Here is a 22,397-nt window from a genome sequence, read left to right on the forward strand (position 1 = left end):
CCCGCTCAATCCTCGAAGATCGCGACCGCGCGCGTCCAGCCCGCCGATCCGCGCTTCACCTTGGCGGGAAAGCACGAGACGGTGAAGCCATGGTCGGGCAGCTGGTCGAGGTTGGTCAGCTTCTCCATGTGGCAATAGCCGATGTCGCGGCCGGCCTTGTGTCCCTCCCAGATCAGCGAGGTGTCGCCCGTCTCGGCCACCTTGCGCGCGGTCGCGGCGAAGGGGGCGTCCCAGCTCCACGCATCGGTGCCGGTCACGCGCACGCCGCGGCTGGTCAGGTACATGGTCGCCTCGTAGCCCATGCCGCATCCCTTGCTCAGGAAGTCGGGCCCGCCCAGCGCCGCGCCCGCCGCGGTGTTGACCAGCACGATGTCGAGCGGCTGGAGCGCATAGCCGATCCGTGCCAGCTCCGCCTCGACGTCCGCCGCGGTCGCGACATAGCCGTCCGGCAGTGCCCTGAAATCGAGCTTCACCCCCGGCCGGAAGCACCAGTCGAGCGGCACCTCGTCGATCGTGATCGCGCGCGCGCCGCCGTCCATCGTCGGGTGATAGTGCCAGGGCGCGTCGAGATGGGTGCCGTTGTGCGTCGTCAGCGTCAGCGTCTCCGATGCCGCGAAGCCCTGGCCGCCCGGCATCTGCGCGGCGGTCAGCCCGGGGAAGAAGCCCTGCACCTCGGCCACCGTCTCCTCATGCGTCTGGTAGGTGATCGACGGGCGCATGAACGGCGGATCGGTGATGACCTCCGGGTCGAGCGTGATCGACAGGTCGAGGAAGCGCCGGCTCATGCGGTGCGCCCGCCCAGCGTCTCGGCGAACCAGTCCGCGATATAGTCGCGCCCGAAGCTCATATTGTCGGCTCCCACATGCTCCACCCCGCCCTCGCGCACGGTGAACAGCTTCAGCTCGCGCCGCGGCGAATGGACCAACTGGTCGTAGAGGTCGTGCGCATAGTCGACGCTGATCTGCCGGTCCTGCGCGCCGTGGGTGACGAGGAAGGGCACGCGGATCCGGTCCATATGGCCGTTGAGGTTCATGTCGGTCGACCGGGCGAGGAAATCGTCCATGTCCGCCGCGCCGAACGCCCACATCACATGCGCCCAGTAATGCGGCACCGGGTTCTCGCCCTCGCGCTTCAGCCGCCGGTCCTGCACCTCGCGCCAATTGTGGTTCGCGCCCCATACCGCGCCGCTCGCGAAGCGCGGTTCGTAGGCGACGGCGCGCGGCGCGAAATGGCCGCCCAGCGAGATGCCGGTCATGCCGATCCGCGCGGGATCGACATCCTCGCGCGCCTCCAGCCAGTCGACCGCCTTCGACGCCCAGCGCTCGCTATGCGGGTCGACCGGCAGGTTCTGGAGCCGCAGCGCCTCGCCCGATCCGGGCTGGTCGACGCTCAGGGTCGAGATGCCGCGCCGGGCCAGCGCCTGGGGCAGTTTCGACCAGTAGAGCAGCTCCTTGCAGCTATCGAGGCCGTTGCAATAGACCACGACCGGCCGCCGTCCCTCGCCCGGCGCGCGGGTATAGAGGGCCGGCATGGTCGCACCGCCGGCCAGCGGCACCTCGACGCGTTCGCGCGGCAGCCCGCCCAGCCGGGTCGAGCGCGCGAAGCTGTCGAGCGCCTTGGCATAGGTCGCCTGCCGCCCGGGATGGCCATGCCCCTGCATCCGCTCGGCGACGATCAGGTAGAGCGCGGCGCGTTCGAGCTTGTCGGAGGCGGAGAAGCCCCGGCCCCGCGCCTCGTCCTCGTCGGCCAGCGCGATCAGCCGGTCGGCCATCGCCACCCATTGCGCCATGAACTGCGGGGTGCCGGCATCGGCCCCCTCGGCCGCCGCATCGCGGATCGGCTGGCACATATCGACGATCTCGCCGATCTGCGCACCGCTCTCCAGCGCCATCGCGACCGACAGGTTCCAGATATAGTTCGGGAAATATTCGAATAGCGCCATGATCCTACACCGCGGCCGGCTGGAACAGCGCAGGGTCGGGCTTGGGGTGCGGCATGGTCTGCGGGCCGCCGACGCCGACGCCCCACTGGTCCATCACCTGCGGCCCCGGCACGTGCACCTTGGCCTCGTGGGTGTGGAAGTCGACGTCCTCCAGCTCCGACGTATATTCGACCGCGAAGCAGGCCGGCGTGGTGAAATAGCTGAAGGTGTTGTTGCCCGCGGTGTGCCGGCCCGGTCCCCACAGGATGTCGGTGCCCTGTTTGCGCAGCCGGTTGATGCCGCGCATCATGTCGTCGACCGTCATCACGTCATAGGCGACATGGTTCAGGCAGGGCGGCCCCGGCAGGAAGGCGACGCGGTGATGCGCCTCGTTGCAGCGCAGGAACGCCATGAAGTCGCCCAGCCAATCGCTCAGCCGGAAGCCGAGCACGTCGATGAAGAACTGCACCGCCGCCTTGTGGTCGGGCGAGTGGAGGACGATGTGGCTGATCTTCTGCGGCACCGCGTCCCAGCGCGCCATCGTGCGCTTGCCCGCCGGGGCGACATCGCTCGACACCTCGAACGGCAGGCCGTCGGGCGAGAAGAAGCGGAAGCCATAGCCGCCGCCCGGCGAGGCGAGGTCGCGGGGGGCGAAGATGATCCGGCAGCCGGCCGCGACCACGCGGTCGTGCAGCGCCTCGACATCGGCGCGGCTCTCGGTCGCCAGCGCGATCACGTCGACATGCTCCGTCGCGTCCTCGCGCAGGCGCACGACATGGTGTTCGTCGTCGCCCTGCGCCTTGAAATAGGCCATGCCATCGTCGCTCGGCACCGGCTCCAGCCCCCAGGTGTCGGCGTAGAAGGCCCGTTCGGCGGCCATGTCGGGCATGGCGTAGCCGACATAGCGGATGTCAGTCACTCGGCTCATCGGTCAGTCCTTTTCGGGATGCGGCAGGTGGCGGAACGGCAGGTCAGATCGGTCGGGAGACCATCGCGAACATCTCGCGCGTGGCGGTGGCGTTATCGACGGGCGGGGCCAGGCCCAGCTGCCCGCGACAGATCGCCAGGCTCGCGCCGACGATATAGGCGCAGCGCTCGTAGCGGCGGTCGCGATAGGCGCGGAACGCCGCCTCGGGCGTGTCGTGCCGGGCGATCTCCTCGGCCAGCACGATCGAATCCTCGATCGCCATCCCCGCGCCCTGGCCCAGATGCGGCGTCGTCGCGTGCAGCGCGTCGCCCAGCAGCACGACGCGCCCGCGATGCCAGTCGCCGTCGACGATCAGCGTCTCGAGCGGGCGGTAGACGACACCCTCGTCCTCGGTGATGCCCTCGGCCAGCGCCTGCACCGCCGGCGGCGCGGCGGCGAGCTTGGCGCGCATCGCCGCGGCGAGCCCCTCGACCGGGTAGCGCGTCCCCGCCGGCTCGGGCGTGGTGACGAACATGTAGATCTGGTCGGCGCTCATCGGCACCAGCCCGATGCCGATCGGCCCGTTAAAGGCCTGGAGCGCATCGAGGCCGGCGGGGCGCGGCAGGTTGTAGCGCCACACCGCCTGGCCGGTATAGTCCGGCACCGGTGCCTCCGGGAAGAGCTGGCGGCGGGTCTGCGAATAGACGCCGTCGGCGCCCACCACGATATCCGCCTCGCGCTCCTGCCCGTCGGACAGGGTGACGCGCACGCGATCCCCCTCTTCGGCCAGCGCGGTGACGGTCAGGCCCAGCAGCACCTCGACCCCGTCGGCCAGCACGCGGTCGGCCAGCACCCGGTGCAGCGCCGGCCGGCCGATGCCGACATTGGCGGGATAGCCCTCGACCAGCTTGGGCGAGGGCACCCGTGCCACGCAGACCCCGGCCGGGGTAAACACCTCCACATGGTCGAAGCCGCTCGCCGCGCCCAGATAGGAGTCGATCAGCCCCAGCGACTTCATCGCGCGGATGACGTTCGACTGCTGGATGATGCCGACGCCATAGACCGACCAGGAGGGGTCCTTCTCGACCACCGTCACCCGGTGGCCGTCCCGGCGCAGGGCGATCGCCGCGGTCAGCCCGCCGATCCCGCCGCCGATGACCAGTATGTCGAGCGCCTTCATGCCCCCGACCCGCCCGCCATGCCCATCTCGCCTCTCCGCTTGTCTTATGGGCGGAGTCTAGAAGGGTCGGTCGAATAGCAAAAATGAGTTTATTGGATGCTGATCGATCGATCTGATGGATGGAAGGCGTCGAAGCACCCAATGCCTGCCTATGCCTCGCCCGCGCCCGGCCCGGACGGGTCGGGATGATGCCGTCCGGCTCCGCCTTGCGATCCGCTCGGGCACTATCGTCGCCCCGGCGCAGACTGGGGCCTTTGCGGTTCCTGCGTCACGCCGATGCCGAAAAGCCGCGCCCTTCGCCGGGACGACCTTAACTTCAGGTCGGACGAATCACGGCCTATCCCCGAAACACCACCGTGCGCGCATCGTTGAGCAGCACCCGGTCGTCGAGGTGCAGCCGCACCGCCTCCGCCAGCACCCGCCGCTCGACGTCGCGGCCCTTGCGGACGAGTTCGTCAGGCGTGTCGGCATGGCTGGCGAACTCCACGTCCTGGTGGATGATCGGCCCCTCGTCGAGATCGGACGTGACATAGTGCGCTGTCGCGCCGATCATCTTCACGCCGCGCGCATGCGCCTGGTGATAGGGTTTGGCGCCCTTGAAGCCGGGCAGGAAGCTGTGGTGGATGTTGATGCACCGCCCAGACAGGAAGCGCGCCAGATCGTCCGACAGGATCTGCATGTAGCGCGCCAGCACCACCAGCTCCGCCCCCGTCTCGGCGATCACCTGCTTCACCGCCGCCTCCTGCGCCGCCTTGGTCGCGGGCGTGGTCGGCAGGTAATGATAGGGAATGTCGCCGATCAGCGAGGTGTGCAGCCGCTCGCGCGGGTGGTTGGAGAGGATCGCCACCACCTCCATCGGCAGCTCGCCCAGGATCGTGCGGTAGAGCAGGTCGCCCAGGCAATGGTCCCAGCGCGACACCATCAGCACCACGCGCCGCTTCGCCGCGGCATCCTTCAGCGTCCAGTCCATCCCCGCCGCCGCGGCGATCGGCGCGAAGCCGTCACGTAGCGCGGCGAGCCCGACCGCGCCGTCATGCTCGAACGCGACCCGCATGAAGAAGCGGCCGTTGCCGCTGTCGTTGAACTGCTGCGCGTCGACGATGTTGCAGCCGCGCTCCGCCAGGAAGCCGGACACCCGCGCCACCAGCCCCAGCGAGTCGGGGCATTGCAGCCGCAGCACCGCGATATCGGCCATCACATTCTCTCCCTGTGCTCATCGCGTCTCAATGCGCGCGATCATAGTCCCCGATCCAGGCGACCGTCTTCTCGACCCCGCCAAAGGGGTAGAAGTGCAGCCGCACCGGTCCATGCTGCGGCCCCAGGCCCGTCGCCAGCGCGGCGAGCAGCCTGTCCGGCCCGGCCGTGCCGAGCAGCTGGCCGATCGAGATGCCGTATTTGCCCAGCACCGCCGCCGATGCGCCGACGCCGCAGCGCGCGGCGAAGCGGACCAGCGTCTTGATCCCCGCCGGCCCGGGGACGCCGAGGCGCACCGGCGCGTCGATCCCGCGCCGCCTCAGCTCGGCCAGCCAGTCCAGCACCGCGCCCGCGTCGAAGGCGAACTGGGTCACGATCAGCGGCGCCATGCCGCGGCCCGTGATGGCGGCGCATTTGCTCTGCAGCACCGCCCAGCCCTGTTCGGCGGTCATGTGCGGATGCCCCTCGGGATGGCCGCCGATGCCGATCGCGCGCATCCCCGATCGCTCGAACGCGCCGCTGGCGATCAGCGCGCCGCTGTCGAAATAGGGGCCCTCGGCCTCCGCCGGATCGCCCGCGACGACGAAGCAGCGCCGCACCCCCGCCTGCTCCGCCACCGCCGCCAGATAGGATTCGAACTCGTCGGCCGACACGATCCGCCGCGCCGAGAAATGCGGCATCGGCTCGAACCCCAGCGCCCGCACCCGCACCGCCGCCGCGACCCGCGCCGCCATCGCCTCGCCGGGCAGGAAGGTGATCGCGACCGGCGTCTCCCCCGGCATGGCCGGCGCGGCGGCCTCCAGCGCGGCGACGTCCTTGGCGGTGATCTCGATCGAATAGCCGTCGACCATGTTGCGCGCCGGCCGCGCCCAATTGGGGTGGAGGATCGGTGTCGACATGGCGCGCTCTCCTTCGCTTGAAAAAGCCTCTAGCCGGTCAGGCCAGCTTCGTATAGATGAAACTTCATAGACACGAAAACGGTGAGAGGCGGCCTTGCGACTGGTGATCCTGCCCGGACTGATGTGCGACGGTCGCATGTTCGCCGACACGGTCGCCGCGTTCGATGCGCAGGTGATCGACGGCTTCTATGACGGGGCGGACGGTATCGGAGCGATGGCCGACTTCGTCCTGGCGCGCCTGCCCGATCGCTGCGCGCTGCTCGGCCATTCGATGGGCGGCCGCATCGCGCTCGAACTCTGGCGTCGCGCGCCCGAGCGGATCGACCGCATCGCCATCGCCAACAGCGGCATCCACCCCGTCCGCCCCGGCGAGGCGGAGGCGCGCCACGCGCTGCTCGATCTTGGCCGGCGAGAGGGGGTGGCGGCGCTGGTCGATCGCTGGCTGCCGCCGATGGTCGGGCCGGAGGCGGAGCCGGGCACCGCCGTCTATGCCTCCCTCCACGCCATGGCGGTCGATGCCGGTCTCGACATTTTTGCCGCGCAGATCCGCGCGCTGCTCGGCCGGCCGGATGCCGCCGCGGTGCTGCCGACGCTCACCTGCCCCGTCGCGATCATCGGTGCGGAGCATGACGGCTGGTCGCCGCCCGCCCAGCAACGGGCGATCGCCGCCGCCATCCCCAACGCGCAGCTCGCGATGATCCCCACCGCCGGCCACATGGCCTCGGCGGAGAACCCCCCGATCTTCAACCGCGTCCTCGCCGACTGGCTGGCGCGCCCTTCCGACCTACCCAGCAGAGGATGACCTACGTGACCGACAAGAGCCTTCAGGCACTGCTCGACGAGCAGCCCAACATCGTCGACTTCCTGCGCAACCAGCAGACCGGGCCGAACGTCTATCCGGGCGTGCCGGCGGAATATTCGAACTGGCGCGACGAGCAGCGCTCCTGGGCGGAAAGCGCGGTGCTGTTCAACCAGAGCTTCCACATGGTCGACCTGCGCGTCACCGGGCCGGGCGCGTTCGACATGCTGGCCTATCTCGCGCCCAACAGCTTCAAGGGCTTCGTGCCGAACCGCGCCAAGCAGTTCGCCCCCGTCACGCCCGAGGGCTATGTGATCGGCGACGTCATCCTCTTCTACCTCGCCGAGGAGACGTTCGAGCTGGTCGGCCGCGCCCCGGCGATCGAATGGGTCGAATATTGGGCCTCGACCGGCAAGTGGGACGTCACCGTCGAGCGCGACGAGCGCACCGCCGCCCGCCCGCTCGACCAACAGGGTTACCGCCGCAACTACCGCTTCCAGCTGCAGGGGCCGAACGCCATGGCGGTGCTGGACAAGGCGATGGGCCAGACCCCGCCCGACCTGAAGTTCTTCCACATGGCCCCGATCCGGATCGCGGGTGTCGAGGTGCGCGCGCTGCGCCACGGCATGGCCGGCCAGCCCGGCTACGAGCTGTTCGGCCCGTGGCAGGATTACGACACCGTCCGCAACGCCCTGATCGAGGCGGGCAAGGATCACGGCCTCACCCTGTGCGGCGGCCGCACCTATTCGTCCAACACGCTCGAATCGGGCTGGATCCCCTCGCCGCTCCCCGCCACCTATACCGGCGAGGGCTCGCGCGCCTTCCGCGAATGGCTGGGCGCGAGCAGCTATGAGGGCAAGTGCTCGCTCGGCGGCAGCTTCGTCTCCGACAATATCGAGGACTATTATCTCGATCCGTGGGAGCTGGGTTACGGCATCATGGTCAAGTTCGACCACGATTTCGTCGGCCGCGAGGCGCTGGAGGCGAAGAAGGACCAGCCGCACCGCCAGAAGGTGACGCTGGCGCTCGACAACGAGGACATCGTCCGCGTCCTGTCCTCGATGCTGCAGACCGGCGACAAGGCGAAGTTCCTCGAATTCCCCAGCGCCGTCTATTGCATGCATCCCTATGACGCGGTGCTGAAGGACGGGAAGACGGTCGGCATCTCGACCTGGATCGGCTACACCGTCAATGCCGGCCGCTTCCTCGCGCTCGCCATGGTCGATGCCGATGTCGCCGAGCCGGGCACCGAGGTGACCTTGCTCTGGGGCGAGCCGGATGGCGGCACCGCCAAGCCCACCGTCGAGCCGCACGTCCAGACCGAGATCCGCGCGATCGTCTCGCCGGTTCCCTATTCGGAGGTCGCGCGCGACAGCTATGCCGAGGGCTGGCGCTCCCGCGCCGCCTGAGCGCCCGGGTGCCGTGCCGTCGCTCCCGGAGCGGCGGCGCGGCGCTGTCCGATCCGCTTCGTCATCCCAGCGCAGGCGGGGATCTCCCGGTGATCACACGAGGCAGAGCCGCGGAGGGCCCCAGCCTGCGCCGGGGCGACGATTGCGGCCAGGCGGATCAGGCTCCAGCCATAGCCCGCCCGCGCAAGAGGCCCCGCTGGCCGCTCGCCTCCGCCGGTGGCGAGGCCGACCGAACCGCGCTGCGGCGCCCCGCTGACGAAAGGCACCCCGTGACGGCCGACGAGACTGCCCGGATCGAACAGGCCTGCGCCAGGCTGATCGCGCGCTATGCCAATCTGAACGATGCCGGTGACTGGGATGCGGTCGCGGCGCTCTACGCGCCCGACGGCCGCATGGCGCGGCCGACCGCGCCGGACGCATGGATCGTCGGCCGTGACGCGATCCGCGCCGCCTTTCTCGCCCGGCCCGCCCGTATCACGCGCCACCTGTGCGCCAATATCGTCGTCGACGTCCTCGACGCCGACACGGCGGTCGCCGAGTCGGCGGTGGCCCTGTTCGTCGCGGACGCGCCCGTCCGGGTCGGCGGCTTCCACGACCGGCTGGTCCGGATCGGCGACCATTGGCTCTTCGCCGAGCGGCGCGGCTATCTGACGTTCTGATGGCGACCCGGTCCGACACCGCCGGCGTCAAGTCCGCGGTGCGCACGCTCGACCTGATCGAGCATGTCTTCGGCCATCCCGACGGTCTCGCCGCCCAGCAGATCGCGACCGCGCTCGCCATCCCCCTGAGTAGCCTGACCTATCTCCTCACCACCCTGGTCGAGCGGGGCTATCTGCGCCGTGAGGGACGGCTATTCCTGCCCGGCGAAGGGCTCGACCGGCTCAGCCGCCGCGCGCCGCCGTCGCTGCTCGATGCGGCGCGTCCGATCGTCCACGCGCTGCGCCGCCGCTTCGACGAGACCGCCTCGCTCTTCGTCCCGGTCGAATGGGACATGCGCGTCGCGATGACGGAGACCTCGACCCAGAATCTGCGCTACGCGATGGAAGTGGGCGTGCGCGTGCCGCTCCACGCCATCGCGGCGGGCAAGGCGCTGCTCGCCAGCTATGCCGACGCGCGGGTCGACGCCTATTTCGCATCGACCGGGCGGGCCCGCTTCACCCCCCACACCCTGGCCGACGAGGCCGCGCTGCGCCGCCAGCTCGCCGATATCCGCCGCACCGGCATCGCCTTCACCCGCGACGAGCTGACCCATGGCATTTCCGGCCTCGGCGTCGCGGTGGTGCAGGACGCGCGCACCGCCCTGTCGATCGGCGTCGCCGTCCCCTCGATCCGCATGAGCCCGGCGCTCGGCGACCAGATCGCCGCCGACCTCCTCGCCGCCAAACGCCAGCTCGAGGCGCGGCGCGGCTGACGCGGCCGAATGCGGCAGGGCGGATCGAAGAGCCCTTCGCCGCGACTGGAATCGCCCGCGTTCAAGTGGAAGCGAGGCGCGACCCTGGCCTTTTGCTAAGGTCTCGCCTTCGCTGGAGTGACGTTTCAAGGCAGGAACGCGCAATCCTGCTATGCCGTCGCCCCTGGCGCGGCCGCATAGAGCCGCACGCCGAACACCGGCCCCGCCGTCTTGCGGTCGTGCGGCACGAAGCGGACGCGAACCGACGCCTTGCCGCGGGTCAGCGCCTCGGGCAGCGGATAGTCGACGTCGAAGAACTTGCCGGGACGGTCATTCTCCAGCCGCTGGGTCGCGACCTTCACATTGTCGACCAGGATGTCGAAGGCGCGGTTGGTCTCGCCGCCCCAATAGGTCGCCTGCAGCACCAGCGGACCCGGCTTCACCTTCATCCCGAACTCGAAATAGCCGCCGGTCCGCGCCTCGCGACTCTGCCGCCCGCGATAGGTGCCCGGATAGGAGATCTCGCTGGTCAGCCCGTGGTCGCGCTCGGGCTGCATCTCGCCCAGGTGCATCACGTCGACCGAGCGCGCCGCGATCGCGCGCCGCTGCGTCTGCTCGGCGACATAGGCCGCCGCTTCGCGCTGCCACTCGACCTCGGAGAAGGTCTTGAAATAGACCGCGCTGCGCCGGGCATACTGGCGATAGAAGGGGACGAAGGGCAGGTCGCCCGGCCGCACCACCCCGCGCGTCGCCACCCGGCCCGACGCCGCGTCGGCGACCGCGAAGCCCGACAGGATATTGGCGCCGACCAGCGCCGGGTCCGCCTGTTCCCACGGCGTGTCGGTCCCGCCCAGGTCGGCGGCGAGCACCAGCGGCCCGCGCAGCACCGCCACCGTCTTGGCGTCGCCCGCCGCCGGCTCCAGCCTGAGGTCGAGCGGCAAAGTGATCGCCACCCGGTCCCCCGCCTTCCAGCGCCGCGCGACGATCGCATAGCCGCGCGCGAACCGCGCCTCGGCCGGCTGGCCGTTCACCGTCACCAGCGCGCGCCCCGCCGCCCAGCCGGGAACGCGCAGCGCCACCGGGAAGCGCCCGCCGCGCAACCGGTCGAAGGTCAGCGTGGACGTCCCCTCGAAGGGATAGCGCGTGTCCAGCGTCACCGCCGCGCCGCGCGCCGCCCATTGCGCGGTCGCGGGGATATAGAGGTTGACGGTCAGCCCGCCGTCGTCGCCCTCCCAGAAGATGCTCTCGCCATGCTTGGCATGGCTCTCCATCCCCGATCCGACGCAGCACCAGAAGGCGTCGTCGGCGGTGGTCGAGAAGTCGCGCGCCGCCCCGGTCATCAGCGGCATCATATAGGCGAAGCCGCCCGTCGCCGGGTCCTGCTGGGCCATCACATGGTTCAGATGCGCGCGCTCGTAATAGTCGAACAGCGCGCCGTCCGGCGCCCAGCTATACAGGTGCCGAGTCAGCTTCAGCATGTTGTAGGTGTTGCAATGCTCGCACGTCTGCTCGGTGACGTGGTCGGCGATGCTGTCGGGCGCGAAGAAATATTCCCGGTCCGCATTGCCGCCGATCGCGAAGCTGTGATGGTGGACCACCCGCTCCCAGAAGAAGCGCGCCGCGGTCGCCTTGGGCTGGTCGCCGCCCTTCGTCACCTCGTGGATGCGCGCCAGCCCGACCAGCTTGGGCACCTGCGTATTGGCGTGGAAATTGGCGAGCGTGTCCTCCTGCCGCGTCAGCGGATCGAGCACGCGATGGTCGTAGAACAGGTTCGCCATGCGCAGCCAGCGCGCGTCGCCGGTCCGGGCGTAGAGCTCGGCATAGCTGTCGTTCATCCCGCCATATTCGCAGCCCAGCACGGTCTGGAGCTGCTCGGGCGACAGCGCGGTGAACACCCGCTCGAAATAGCCGCCCAGCCCCTCGGCCACCGCCAGCGCCCGGGCGTTGCCCCAGCCGCCATGCACGTCGAGCAGCCCGGCGAACAGCTTGTGCACCGTGTACATGGGCGACCAGCTGCCGTTGAGGTCGAACCCCGCCGAGCGGATGTCCCCCTTCACGATCTCGTCGAAGATCTCGACCCCGTCGACGATCGTGCCGTCCTTCCGCTTGCGCCCCAGCGCGCCGACATAGCCGGTGCCGCGCTTCGCCTGCGCCTCGGCCAGCTCGCCGACGATATAGTCGGCCCGCCGGCGCATCTCGGGATCGCCGGTCTGCTGGTACATCAGCACCAGCGCGGTCATGTAATGGCCCAGCGAATGGCCCGCGATCGTATCGCTCTCCCAGCCGCCATAGATCGCCGCCTTGGGCTCCAGCCCGGCATATTTGCGGACATTGTGGAGGAAGCGGTCGGGGCTCAGCCGATGGAGATAGCCGCGATTGACCTCGACCGCGGTGGCATAGTCCGACGGCTTCAGCCGCACCGCCGACAGGGGAAGGGGCTTGGCCCGGGTCGCGCCCGGATCGGCCGCCGCCATCGCCAGCCCGCGCGACGGAAGGGCCGTCGCCACCAGCGCCGCCGCGGCGCTCCCGGTCATCATTGCGCGTCGAGTCTGCATGATGCGAGGCTATCGGGTATTTCGTATAATATCGAGCGAATTGTTCAGCGGCCGCGACTTGGCCTATCCTGTCCCGATCAGAGTGTCGGGAGAGCGAGGATGAGCGTGACGGGTCGCGAGCTGAGGTCGAGGATCGACGAGGACGGCCGCCTCACCCTCAGCCTCGAACAGGTCGAGACGGGCGATCCCGGCCCCGACGAGCTGCTCGTCCGGATCGAGGCCGCGCCCGTCAACCCCAGCGACCTCGGCCTGCTGCTCGGGCCCGCCGACCTCGCGACCATGCGTCCCCTGGGTGAAGGCCGGACCGGCCTCGTCCTCGACGTGCCGCCCGGCCGGATGGGCGCGGTCAAGCCGCGGCTCGGCCAGTCGCTGCCGGTCGGCAACGAGGGGGCGGGCACCGTCGTCGCCGCCGGCGCGAACGCCGCCGGGCTGGTCGGCCGCCGCGTCGGCATGATCGGCGGCGCGATGTTCGCCGACTATCGCCGGATCAAGGCGCGCGATGTCATCCCCCTGCCCGACGGCGCCAGCGCCGCCGACGGCGCGGCGATGTTCGTCAATCCGCTCACCGCCCTGGGTTTCGTCGAGACCGCGCGGATGGAGGGGCATCGCGCGATCGTCCACACCGCCGCCGCCTCCAATCTCGGCCAGATGCTCCAGCGCATCTGCACCGCGGACGGCGTGCCGCTGGTCAATATCGTCCGCTCGCCCGAGCAGGCGGCGCTGCTCCGCGACCTCGGCGCGACGCATGTGCTGAACAGCCGCGCCCCCGACTTCACCGCCCGGCTGACCGACGCGATCGCCCAGACCGGCGCCACCATCGCCTTCGACGCGATCGGCGGCGGCACGCTCGGCGGCGACATCCTCGCCGCGATGGAGCGCGCCGCGGTGCGCGGCATGACCGAATACAGCCGCTACGGGTCGGACACGTTCAAGCAGCTCTACGTCTATGGCGCGCTCGATCTCGCCCCGCTCACCCTCAACCGCCTCGCCTTCGGCTTCCGCTGGAGCGTGTCGGGCTGGCTCCTCTTCCCCTTCCTCCAGCGCGCCGGGGCAGAGGTCGCCGCCCGCCTGCGCGCCCGCGTCGCCGCCGAGCTCACCACCACCTTCGCCAGCCGCTACAGCCGCACCATCGGCCTCGCCGACGCGCTCGATCCGGACACCCTGCGCGCCTATGAGCGCAAGGCGACCGGCGAGAAGGTGCTGATCGATCCCACGCTGGGATAGATAGACCGACCGCTCCGATTGACCCCGACGACGGGCACGCTAGGTTTCGGTCCATCCGGGGGGATCGATGCCGCTTTTGGACCTGCTGACCGCGCCTCAGGCCGTCGCGTTCACCGCGGCGCTCGTGCTGATGGCCGCGATCGGACTCATCGAGGCGCTTGGATTGGGGACGGGCGGCCTCGGACTCGATCTCGACCTTGATGCCGGACTGCTCGACTGGCTCGGCATCGGCCGTGTGCCGCTGCTCGTTCTTCTCGTCGCCTTCCTTGCCGCATTCGGCGGCCTCGGCCTCGCCGGACAGCAGATCGCGTGGGCATGCACGGGCGGACTGGTCACCGGCTGGATCGCCGCGCCCGCTGCGGCCCTCGCGTCCCTGCCTGTCACCGCGGGGCTCGCCCGCATTCTCGCACGCGTCATGCCGCGCGACGAAACCACGGCAATCGAAGTAGACGATCTGATCGGCCGCACCGGCGCGATCGTCGTCGGCCGGGCCGCGGCGGGATCGCCGGCGCGGGTCCGCGTGCTCGATCCGCACGGCCAGCCCCATCACGTGCTGGTCGAACCGAACGATGCCGACACCGAATTCCACGAAGGGGACACGGTGCGGCTCGTGCGGCGCGAAGGCCAGACCTTCCGTGCCATTCTTCATGATTCGCCCCGTCTTACGGATTGGATGACGCTATGACCGATCTGGTCCCCGCGGGCCTTGGCCCGGTGATCCTCTATGCCGGCGTGCCGCTGCTCGCGCTCGTCATCATCGGCATCGTCATGGCGCGCCTCTACAAGCGCGCGTCGAAGGAGATCGCCTTCGTGCGCACCGGCTTTGGCGGGGAAAAGGTGGTGATGAACGGCGGCGCGCTCGTGCTGCCGGTGCTGCACGAGACGATGCCGGTCAACATGAACACCGTCCGTCTGGCAGTGGAGCGGCGCAACGGCGACGCGCTGATCACGCTCGACCGTTTGCGCATCGACGTGCGTGCCGAATTCTACGTACGCGTCCGCCCCGATCGCGAGGCGCTGGCCACTGCCGCGCAAACGCTCGGCCAGCGCACCATGCATCCGGAGGCGCTGAAGGAGCTGGTCGAAGGCAAGTTCGTCGACGCACTCCGCTCGGTGGCCGCCGGCATGACGATGAACCAGCTCCACGAACAGCGCAGCGAATTCGTGCAGAAGGTCCAGCAGGTCTCGTCCGCCGATCTGGCGATGAACGGGCTGGAGTTGGAAAGCGTGTCGCTGACGGGGCTGGACCAGACGTCGATCGAGCATTTCAATGCCAACAACGCCTTCGACGCCGAGGGTCTGACCAAGCTGACCGAGCAGATCGAGCTGCGCAAGAAGGCGCGCAACGATATCGAGCAGGATACCCGCGTTCAGATCGAGGCGAAGAATCTGGAGGCGTCGCGCACCAGCTTCACCATTGCCCGCGACGCCGAGTTCGCCCGGCTGGAGCAGGAGCGGGAGCTGGAGGTACGCCGCGCCGAACAGGCCTCGGAGATTGCGCGGCAGCAGACCGATCGCCAGCGCGAGGCGGATCAGGCCCGCATCGCCGCCAAGCAGCAGACCGACGCCGCGCAGATCGAGGCGGACCGGGCGATCCAGGAAGCACGGATCGCGCAGGAGCAGGCGCTCGCCATCGCCCGCCAGGAGCAGCAGATCGCCGTCCAGAACAAGAGCCGCGAGGAAAGTCAGGCCAAGGCGGTGGCTGACAGCGCCCGCGCCGAGGCCGTCGCAGCCGAGGAGAAGGTCTCGACCGCCCGCCAGACCGAAATCGCCGAGCGAACCAAGCGAATCGAACTCATCGACGCCGCGCGCGAGGCCGAACGTGCCGCCATCGCGGTCAAGGTCCAGGCGGAGGCTGAGGCGCAGGCAGCCGCCGACCGCGCAGCCGCGCTGCGGGCCGCCGCTGAAGGCGAGGCGGAAGCGGAGAAGCTGCGCGCAGACGCTGCCCGCGTCCGTTTCGAGGTCGAGGCAGCGGGCCAGCGGGCGGTCAACGAGGCAGCCAATTTGTTGTCCAACGAACAGGTGTCGCTCCAGACGAAGCTCGCGCTGCTGAAGGTCCTGCCCGATCTCGTTCGCGAAGCCGCACGCCCGCTCGAGGCGATCGACAGCATCCGCATTGTCCAGGTCGACGGGCTGGGCTCCGGCTCTACGACGGCGACCTCGTCTTCGAAGGAGAATGGCAGCAATGACGGCAATCTGGCCAATGCGGCAGTCTCCGCCGCGCTTCGCTATCGTGCGCAGGCACCCGTGATCGATGGGCTGATGAAGGAACTCGGCCTCGGCGGTGCCACGCTCGACGGCCTCGTCAAGGGCGCCAGCGAGGAGGTGCTCGGCCCGTCGGCGTGATGCCTCGCCACGGCAAGGATCCGGCCAGTGCTTCCTTGGCCTAGTCGCCCCCACCCGACCTTGCAGCCTGATCCACTCGGGCGGGATCGTTGCACGACGCTGGCCGGTCGCTCGAGCGACAGCCATCTTGCGCTGTTCCGATGAGCTTCCACCTACGCCGGCAATCGCTCCGCTTCCTTACTGATGGAGCGGCCCCCTAGAACGCCATCGTCACGCCCACCGTCGCCAGCGGCACCACCGCGGCCGTTTCCGCGTCCTCGCTGCCCAGCCGGCGCAGCGTCGCGTCGCGGAGCAGCGCCAGCACCTCCGCGCGCAGCCGCCAGTGCGCGCCGCCGGCGGTGAAGGGGTGCGCATAGGCCAGCCCCGCACTCGCATAGGCGACGGTCCCCGTGCCCGGCCCGTAGAAGCCGCCCCAGCCCGTGCCGACCAACAGCGGCACGCTGAGGCTCGGTGCGTCCTCGCCGTGGCCCAGCGCCAGCTCGGGCTGGATCGAGGCCTGCGCATAGACGCCGCCGTCGCCGCGCGTCCGCGTCGTCACCGCCGCGGCGGGATGGAGCGCCGCCAGCCCCCGCTCGCCGTCGAGCGCCGCGGTCAGGCTCGCCTCGTGCGTGGTGGCCGAGACGCCGTTGGGGCTCGCCTTGATCGTATAGGCCGCGCCGAGCCGCCAGCCGCCCCCCGGCGCGACGACCAGCCCGACCAGATTGTTGCTCTCGTACCAGCCGCGCGGCCGCGCCCACTCCGCCGCGACCGGGGCGTGGAGGCCGTTGGACGAGGTGCCGACCAGCCAGAAGTCGGCCTTGCCGGCCCGGTCGCGCCCGAGTTCCCAGGCGAAGCCGAGCTGCGCATGCACCGGCACCCGGTCGAGATTGGCGGCATCGTCGTCATAGCCGCCGCGCGCGAAGTCGCCGTTGCGCAGGTCGAGGCCGATGATCGGGTGGAACCGGCCGGCACCCACGGCCGTGCCGCCCAGCCCCGCATCCTCGGTATCGATCACCGGCGCGCGCTGCGCGGTCGCGCCGGCGGGGAACAGCATGACGAGCGTCAGCAGCGATGCGCCGAGATGGCTCCGTCCCGCGCGCCCGCCCCGCCCGCCTGTCGCGTGTCGCCGGGCGCGACGGCGAGCCGTTCCCGATCTTTCATCCCCCCTGTCGCGGGAGAGACCGGGCGGCGCTCCGCCGTCGCCGGCACGAGCGGACGCGAGCGGCACCGCGCGCGGGCGACCTGCCTCACCCACGCGGCGGCGCAGCGCGGCTCGCGGTCCGGTTGGCTGGTGTCACCCGCCAGATCGTGTTCGACAGATCGTCGGCGATGAACAGCGCCCGGCGCGGCGCGTCGTAGAGGACGCCCACCGGCCGCCCGCGCGCCTTGCCGTCGGGGCCAATAAAGCCAGTGACGAGGTCGCGCGGCTGCCCCGCCGGCCGCCCGCCGCGGAACGGGATCCACGTCACCTTGTAGCCCGCCAGATCCTGCCGGTTCCAGCTGCCATGCTCGCCGACGAACGCGCCCTCGGTGAAGGGTCCGCCCCAGCCGCCGCCGGTCGCGAAGGACAGGCCGAGCGCCGCGACATGCGAGCCCAGCGCATAGTCGGGCACCGTCGCCTTCGCCACCATGTCGGGCCGCTGCGGCCGCACCCGCGGATCGACATTCTGTCCCCAATAGCTGTAGGGCCAGCCATAGAAGGCGCCGTCGCGTACCTCGGTCAGATAGTCGGGCACCAGCCGCGCACCCAGCTCGTCGCGCTCGTTGACCACGCTCCACAGCCGGCCCGTGCCGGGGTTGATCGCCAGCGCGGTCGGGTTGCGGATGCCGGTCGCGATCGCGCGGTGCGCGCCGGTCGCGCGGTCGATCTCCCAGACCACGGCGCGGTCCTCCTCCACCTCCAGCCCGCGCTCGCCGACATTGCTGTTCGAACCGATGCCGACATAGAGCTTGCTGCCGTCCGCGCTGGCGGCGAGCGACTTGGTCCAGTGATGGTTGACCCGCGAGGGCAGCTTGGTCACCTCCCAGCCCGGCTGCGCGATCCGCGTCGCGCCCGGGGTATAGGCGAAGCGCTTGAGCGCGCCCTGCTCGGCGACGAACAGATCGTTGCCGACCAGCGCCAGGCCATAGGGCGCGTCGAGCCCGTCGAGGAACACCGTCTGCAGCTCGGGCCGGCCGTCGCCATCGGCGTCGCGGAGCAGCGTGATGCGGTCGCCGCCCTTCACGCTCGTCGTCCCCAGGCTCTTGATATAGCCCGCGATCACATCCTTGGGCCGCAGCTTGGGGGCATGGCCGCCCTTGCCCTCCGCGACCAGCAGGTCGCCGTTCGGCAGCACCAGCATCTGGCGCGGCACCTTCAGCCCGGTGGCGACCGGGGTGATGGCGAAGCCCGCCGGCACCGTCGGCCGGCTGTCGCCCCACGCCTCGGGCCGGGCGATCTTCATCGGCGGCACCAGCGTCTGGTTCTGCGCGGGCAGCTGCGGGTTGGGGCCGGTCTGGCGGACATCGGTCGGCTGGCCGCCACATCCGGCGAGCAGCGCCAGCGCGGCGAGCGGAAGACGGGCGCGGCTCACCGTGCCATCTCCCGCCGGCCCAGGCCGCCGCCGAACGCGATCCACCCCGCCGCCACCGCCGCGCCCGAGGAGATCAGCGACAGCAGCAGTCCGGCCGTCCCCACCGAACTCCATGCGTCGCGGCTGTGGTGGAAGGCGTTGACCAGCCCCACGCCCCAGGCGAGCGCGAGGAGCAGCGGCGACAGCAGCGTCCCCCGCCGCCGCAGCGCGTCGACCAGTCCCCAGAGCAGCGCCAGCCCGCCGCAGAGCAGCGCGAAGGTGATCGCCCAGGCGGCGATGTTCGACCACTGCATCTCGGCGCTGTTCAGATAGGTGATGTCGGCGAGCAGCGCCGCCGGGAACAGCGTCACCGGCACCGCCAGCAACAGGCCATGGAGCGGATGCACGCCCCGTCGCGCCATGGCGGACGCGCGGGACGCGGGAAACAGGGACGCCATGGTACCTCCGGGGTGCAGGGGACGGGATGTCCCCGGATAATCCCCCAGAGGCCCGCATGGTTGCGGGGGGCGGACCGGCGATGGTCGGAGCCGCCCCGGCACAGCTCCACACGGCCCCGATTTGCGCTGTATTATGTTTATAATACAGGCTAGGGAGGGATCATGCTCCGTATCGCCGCCGTCGCCATCGTCCTGGTTGCCCTCCTCGCCGCCGGCATGGCCGCCACGGCGCAGGGCTATCGCCCCGAATTTCGCCCGGAGACGCTGAAAGGTCCGCCGGCCGGCGCGCCCAATCAGGTGCTGGTACTGGGTACGCAGCATCTCTCCGGCCTGCCCAAACCCTTCGATCCCGCCCTGCTCGAGCCTCTCCTCGACCGGCTCGCCGGCTGGCGACCGACCGGCATCGCGACCGAGGATCTGTCGGGTCCGCAATGCGACATGCTTCGTCGGTATCCGTCGCGCTACAGGGAGACGGTCGAGACCTATTGCTACGATCCCGCCGCCGCCCACCGGGCGACCGGCCTCGACGTGCCGACCGCCTATGCCGAGATGGAACGACGGCTTGCCGCGCCCGCCCTGTCCTTTTACCCCCGCCGAGCGGCGCCATCTCATCGCCGTGATGCTCGCCGCGGGAGAGCCGGGTTCGGCGCTCGTCCAGTGGCTTCGCCTGCCGGTGGCCGAACGGCATGCGGGCGACGGCCTGACCGACGATCTCGTTGCGGGCGTCGTCCGCTATGCCGCCCGGCCCAACGAGACGGCGATGATCGGCGCCACGCTCGCCGCCCGGCTCGGTCTCGAACGGCTCTGGTCGGTCGATGATCATAGCGCCGACACCCCCGATGGCGACGATCCCGCCGCCGCCAAGGCCTATGGCGACGCGATCACGCGCGCCTGGGACAATCCGGCAACGCGGGAGCGACTGGCGGCGGACACGCGCTTCATGGCAGGCCTGGCCCAGCCCGGCGGCGTGCTCGCCTATTATCGCTGGCTCAACGCACCGGACGCGCCGATGCTCGCCTTCCGGTCGGACTTCGGCGCCGCGTTGGTCGAGCGCTCGCCGATCCAGGCGGGGCGCCGCTATGTCGGCTATTGGGAGACGCGCAATCTGCGCATGGTCGCCAATATCCGCGACGTGCTGGGCCGCTATCCGGGCATGCGCCTGCTCGCGATCGTCGGCGCCTCGCATAAGGGCTATTACGAGGCCTATCTCAACCAGATGCACGACGTCCGCCTGACCGACACCGCCGCCTTCCTGCGCTAGACCGCGGTCCATCCGCACCGAAGCGGACGTCATTCCGGCAAAGGCGAGACCTTCGCATAAACGCCGTCATCCCCGCGGAGGCTGGACTCTGCGGGTATCGGCATGACGCAGGCGTCGCAGCAGGCCGCGGCCGGCGTTGGGGCGACGACCGTGGCCAAGTGGATGAGCCGGCCGCGCCGCCCATTCCCCCGCCCGCCGATCGTGCCTAGGATGGCGGTGATGAAGCCGCTCTCTTCGTTCCTCGCCGTCGCGTTCTGCACGGCCGCGCCGGCCTCGGCGAAGACGATCCTGTTCGTCGGCAACAGCTTCACCTTCGGCGCGAATTCGCCGGTGCGGGTGCTCGATGCCGATCGCGTCACCGACCTCAACGGCGAGGGGGTCGGCGGCGTCCCCGGCCTGTTCCGCCGCTTCGCCGAGCAGGCCGGGCTCGACTGGCAGGTGTCGCTGGAAACCGCGCCGGGCCGCACGCTCGGCTGGCACCTCGCCAACCGCCGGCCCCTGGTCGACCGGGCCTGGGATGCGGTGGTGCTCCAGGAATACAGCACGCTCGACCCGCAACGGCCGGGGGACGCGACCGCCTATATCGCCGATGCCCACCGCTTCGCCGCGATGCTCCGCGCCCGCAATCCGTCGGTGGCGATCACGCTGACCGCCACCTGGACCCGACCCGATCTGGCGCTCGCCCCCGACGCGCAGCCCGGCGGGCGCTGGACCGGCAGCGGCGTCGCGGCCATGGCCAACGACCTGCGCCGCGCCGCCGACCGGGCCGCCGGGGCCGCGCGCGCCCGCGTCGCGCCGGTCGGACAGGCCTTCACCTGCGCGATCCGCGCCGGCGCGGCGGACGAAGACCCCTATGACGGGATCGCATTCGGCCGGGTGCCGCTCTGGTCGTTCGACCATTATCATGCCAGCAGCTACGGCTATTATCTCGAGGCGCTGGTCCTCTTCGCCCGCGTCACCGGTCGCGACCCGCTGGCGCTCGGCGACCGCGAACGCGCCGCCGCCGACCTGGGCTTCTCCCCCGCCGAGACCCGCGCGCTGCAACGGGCGGCGCATGACGCCATCGCCAGCGACGGCGCCTGCGGGGCATAAGGCGAGGCAGCTCTCCGGCCCTTGCCCCCGGCCCGCATCCGCGCGACAGTCGCAGCGGGGACACAGGGGGAACGTCGATGCTCGACCGGATCGCCACGCTCGTCGCGACCGCGCTGCTCGCCGCCGCGCCCGCCGCCGCGCAGGCGCCGCCACGCTATGCCGTGATCGACATGCATTTCCACGCCGACCGGCCGGACGACGAGGGGCCGCCCGGCGGCAAGGCATGCGGGCCCTATGAGGAATGGGCGCCGCGCGACCCGGGCGCGGACATCGACGCCTATCTGCAATGGTTCACCGGCGCGCCGCCCTGCCGCACCGTGCTGGCGTCCCCCACCGATCCCGTGGTGCTGCGCGACCGCGGCATCGCCATGCTCAAGCGCCACAAGGTGCTGGCGCTCGCGGGCGGCGCGGCCGCCACCGTCGAGGATTACCGCAGCCACGCCGAGGGCCATATCCTACCCGCACGCGGCTTCGGCAGCAGCGGGGAACTGCCGCCGATTGCCGAGCTGCGCGCGCTCCACGCCGCCGGGCGGCTCGCCGCCCTGTCGGAGATCACGACCCAATATGCCGGCATCGCGCCCGACGATCCCCGGCTCGAGCCCTATTATGCGCTGGCCGAGGAGCTCGACATCCCGGTCGGCATCCATATGGGTCCCGGCCCGCCCGGCACCGCCTATTTCGCCACGCCCGGCTATCGCGCCGCACTCGGCGATCCCCTGCGGCTGGAGCCGGTGCTGATCCGCCATCCGCGGCTGCGCGTCTATGTGATGCATGCCGGCTGGCCGCTCGCCGATGCGATGATCGCGCTGATGTTCGCCCATCCGCAGGTCTATGTCGACGTCGCGGTGCTCGACTGGGCCTATCCGCCCGCACATTTCCACGCCTATCTGCGCCGCCTGGTCGAGGCGGGGTTCGAGCGGCGGATCATGTTCGGGTCCGACAATATGGTCTGGCCCGGTGCGATCCCCGTGGCGATCCGCCGGATCGAGACGGTCCCCTTCCTCTCCGCCCGGCAGAAACGCCTGATCCTGCACGACAATGCCGCCCGCTTCCTGCGGATCGAGGGATAGGGCGGCACGGGACAGGACGGAACCGCCCTCCCCCTCAGGGATCGTCGCAAGATGCATCCGTCATGCCGGACCTGTTCCGGCATCCACCGGTCCGCATACGATCAGGCACTTGATCTTCTGGCACGGTGGCCCCCGGAACAGGTCTGGGGTGACGGTGCTTT

20 protein-coding genes are annotated in these 22,397 nt (G+C 70.4%); 10 read left to right on the plus strand and 10 right to left on the minus strand.

The genetic code is table 11. The features are described from left to right. Positions 1–5: 5 nt before the first annotated feature. The 6 genes from IEX18_RS14830 to IEX18_RS14855 all read right to left on the minus strand — a co-directional run bounded on the left by IEX18_RS14830 (position 6) and on the right by IEX18_RS14855 (position 6,101). The gene (locus IEX18_RS14830; RefSeq protein WP_188659537.1) at positions 6–785 is read right to left on the minus strand and encodes a cyclase family protein; all 780 of its coding nucleotides are present in this window, start codon (positions 783–785) and stop codon (positions 6–8) included. After that, positions 782–1,942, minus strand: a complete 1,161-nt coding sequence (locus tag IEX18_RS14835; RefSeq protein ID WP_188659538.1) for an alpha/beta hydrolase family protein — start codon at positions 1,940–1,942, stop codon at positions 782–784. Before IEX18_RS14835 ends, IEX18_RS14830 begins: the two co-directional genes overlap by 4 nt. A 4-nt stretch (positions 1,943–1,946) precedes the next feature. Further along, entirely contained in the window at positions 1,947–2,849 is a 903-nt protein-coding gene (locus tag IEX18_RS14840) for a VOC family protein (protein WP_188659539.1), read from the minus strand. A gap of 43 nt (positions 2,850–2,892) precedes the next feature. Further along, positions 2,893–4,008, minus strand: a complete 1,116-nt coding sequence (locus IEX18_RS14845; protein ID WP_188659540.1) for an FAD-dependent oxidoreductase — start codon at positions 4,006–4,008, stop codon at positions 2,893–2,895. 337 nt (positions 4,009–4,345) lie between these two features. Next, complete coding sequence (purU, locus tag IEX18_RS14850; RefSeq protein ID WP_188659541.1) at positions 4,346–5,203, minus strand: formyltetrahydrofolate deformylase; 858 nt, start codon at positions 5,201–5,203, stop codon at positions 4,346–4,348. A 28-nt stretch (positions 5,204–5,231) separates the two neighbouring features. Next, positions 5,232–6,101, minus strand: coding sequence for a methylenetetrahydrofolate reductase (locus IEX18_RS14855; protein WP_188659542.1), 870 nt, complete (start codon positions 6,099–6,101; stop codon positions 5,232–5,234). 103 nt (positions 6,102–6,204) lie between these two features. On the opposite strand from IEX18_RS14855, the gene IEX18_RS14860 reads away from it, so the two are divergent. The 4 genes from IEX18_RS14860 to IEX18_RS14875 all read left to right on the plus strand — a co-directional run bounded on the left by IEX18_RS14860 (position 6,205) and on the right by IEX18_RS14875 (position 9,720). Beyond that, positions 6,205–6,903, plus strand: coding sequence for an alpha/beta fold hydrolase (locus IEX18_RS14860; RefSeq protein ID WP_229664641.1), 699 nt, complete (start codon positions 6,205–6,207; stop codon positions 6,901–6,903). A gap of 5 nt (positions 6,904–6,908) precedes the next feature. Beyond that, complete coding sequence (gene desA / locus IEX18_RS14865; RefSeq protein ID WP_188660058.1) at positions 6,909–8,309, plus strand: syringate O-demethylase; 1,401 nt, start codon at positions 6,909–6,911, stop codon at positions 8,307–8,309. Between the two features lie 269 nt (positions 8,310–8,578). Beyond that, a complete protein-coding gene (locus IEX18_RS14870) occupies positions 8,579–8,968 on the plus strand; it encodes a nuclear transport factor 2 family protein (protein WP_188659543.1) in 390 nt (129 codons plus the stop codon). Then, the gene (locus IEX18_RS14875; RefSeq protein ID WP_188659544.1) at positions 8,968–9,720 is read left to right on the plus strand and encodes an IclR family transcriptional regulator; all 753 of its coding nucleotides are present in this window, start codon (positions 8,968–8,970) and stop codon (positions 9,718–9,720) included. Before IEX18_RS14870 ends, IEX18_RS14875 begins: the two co-directional genes overlap by 1 nt. Positions 9,721–9,869: 149 nt before the next feature. Here the strand turns inward: IEX18_RS14875 and IEX18_RS14880 are convergent, their stop codons facing one another. Continuing rightward, entirely contained in the window at positions 9,870–12,254 is a 2,385-nt protein-coding gene (locus tag IEX18_RS14880; protein ID WP_188659545.1) for a glycoside hydrolase family 127 protein, read from the minus strand. A gap of 99 nt (positions 12,255–12,353) precedes the next feature. On the opposite strand from IEX18_RS14880, the gene IEX18_RS14885 reads away from it, so the two are divergent. From IEX18_RS14885 to IEX18_RS14895, 3 genes are all read left to right on the plus strand, one after another. Next, positions 12,354–13,478: a zinc-binding dehydrogenase gene (locus IEX18_RS14885; RefSeq protein ID WP_188659546.1), complete on the plus strand. Its 1,125-nt coding sequence runs from the start codon at positions 12,354–12,356 to the stop codon at positions 13,476–13,478. A 67-nt stretch (positions 13,479–13,545) separates the two neighbouring features. Beyond that, on the plus strand, positions 13,546–14,163 hold the full coding sequence (locus IEX18_RS14890; RefSeq protein ID WP_188659547.1) for an OB-fold-containig protein: 618 nt from the start codon (positions 13,546–13,548) through the stop codon (positions 14,161–14,163). Next, complete coding sequence (locus tag IEX18_RS14895; protein ID WP_188659548.1) at positions 14,160–15,824, plus strand: flotillin family protein; 1,665 nt, start codon at positions 14,160–14,162, stop codon at positions 15,822–15,824. The genes IEX18_RS14890 and IEX18_RS14895 overlap by 4 nt, the downstream gene beginning before the upstream one ends. Positions 15,825–16,020: 196 nt before the next feature. Here IEX18_RS14895 and IEX18_RS14900 read toward each other — a convergent pair whose 3' ends face one another. The 3 genes from IEX18_RS14900 to IEX18_RS14910 form a co-directional block, all read right to left on the minus strand. Next, a complete protein-coding gene (locus tag IEX18_RS14900) occupies positions 16,021–16,857 on the minus strand; it encodes a hypothetical protein (protein ID WP_188659549.1) in 837 nt (278 codons plus the stop codon). 193 nt (positions 16,858–17,050) lie between these two features. Continuing rightward, positions 17,051–18,376, minus strand: coding sequence for a PQQ-dependent sugar dehydrogenase (locus tag IEX18_RS14905; protein WP_229664616.1), 1,326 nt, complete (start codon positions 18,374–18,376; stop codon positions 17,051–17,053). After that, complete coding sequence (locus IEX18_RS14910; protein WP_229664617.1) at positions 18,373–18,813, minus strand: DUF2231 domain-containing protein; 441 nt, start codon at positions 18,811–18,813, stop codon at positions 18,373–18,375. Before IEX18_RS14910 ends, IEX18_RS14905 begins: the two co-directional genes overlap by 4 nt. 619 nt (positions 18,814–19,432) lie before the next feature. Here IEX18_RS14910 and IEX18_RS18820 point away from each other — a divergent pair. The 3 genes from IEX18_RS18820 to IEX18_RS14925 all read left to right on the plus strand — a co-directional run bounded on the left by IEX18_RS18820 (position 19,433) and on the right by IEX18_RS14925 (position 22,236). Further along, positions 19,433–20,074, plus strand: a complete 642-nt coding sequence (locus tag IEX18_RS18820; RefSeq protein WP_308419354.1) for a DUF5694 domain-containing protein — start codon at positions 19,433–19,435, stop codon at positions 20,072–20,074. 219 nt (positions 20,075–20,293) lie between these two features. Then, positions 20,294–21,166, plus strand: a complete 873-nt coding sequence (locus IEX18_RS14920) for an SGNH/GDSL hydrolase family protein (protein WP_188659551.1) — start codon at positions 20,294–20,296, stop codon at positions 21,164–21,166. A gap of 77 nt (positions 21,167–21,243) precedes the next feature. Next, positions 21,244–22,236: an amidohydrolase family protein gene (locus tag IEX18_RS14925; protein ID WP_188659552.1), complete on the plus strand. Its 993-nt coding sequence runs from the start codon at positions 21,244–21,246 to the stop codon at positions 22,234–22,236. Positions 22,237–22,397: the final 161 nt, after the last annotated feature.

It is taken from the genome of Sphingomonas metalli (genome assembly GCF_014641735.1).
Taxonomy (GTDB): domain Bacteria; phylum Pseudomonadota; class Alphaproteobacteria; order Sphingomonadales; family Sphingomonadaceae; genus Sphingomonas; species Sphingomonas metalli.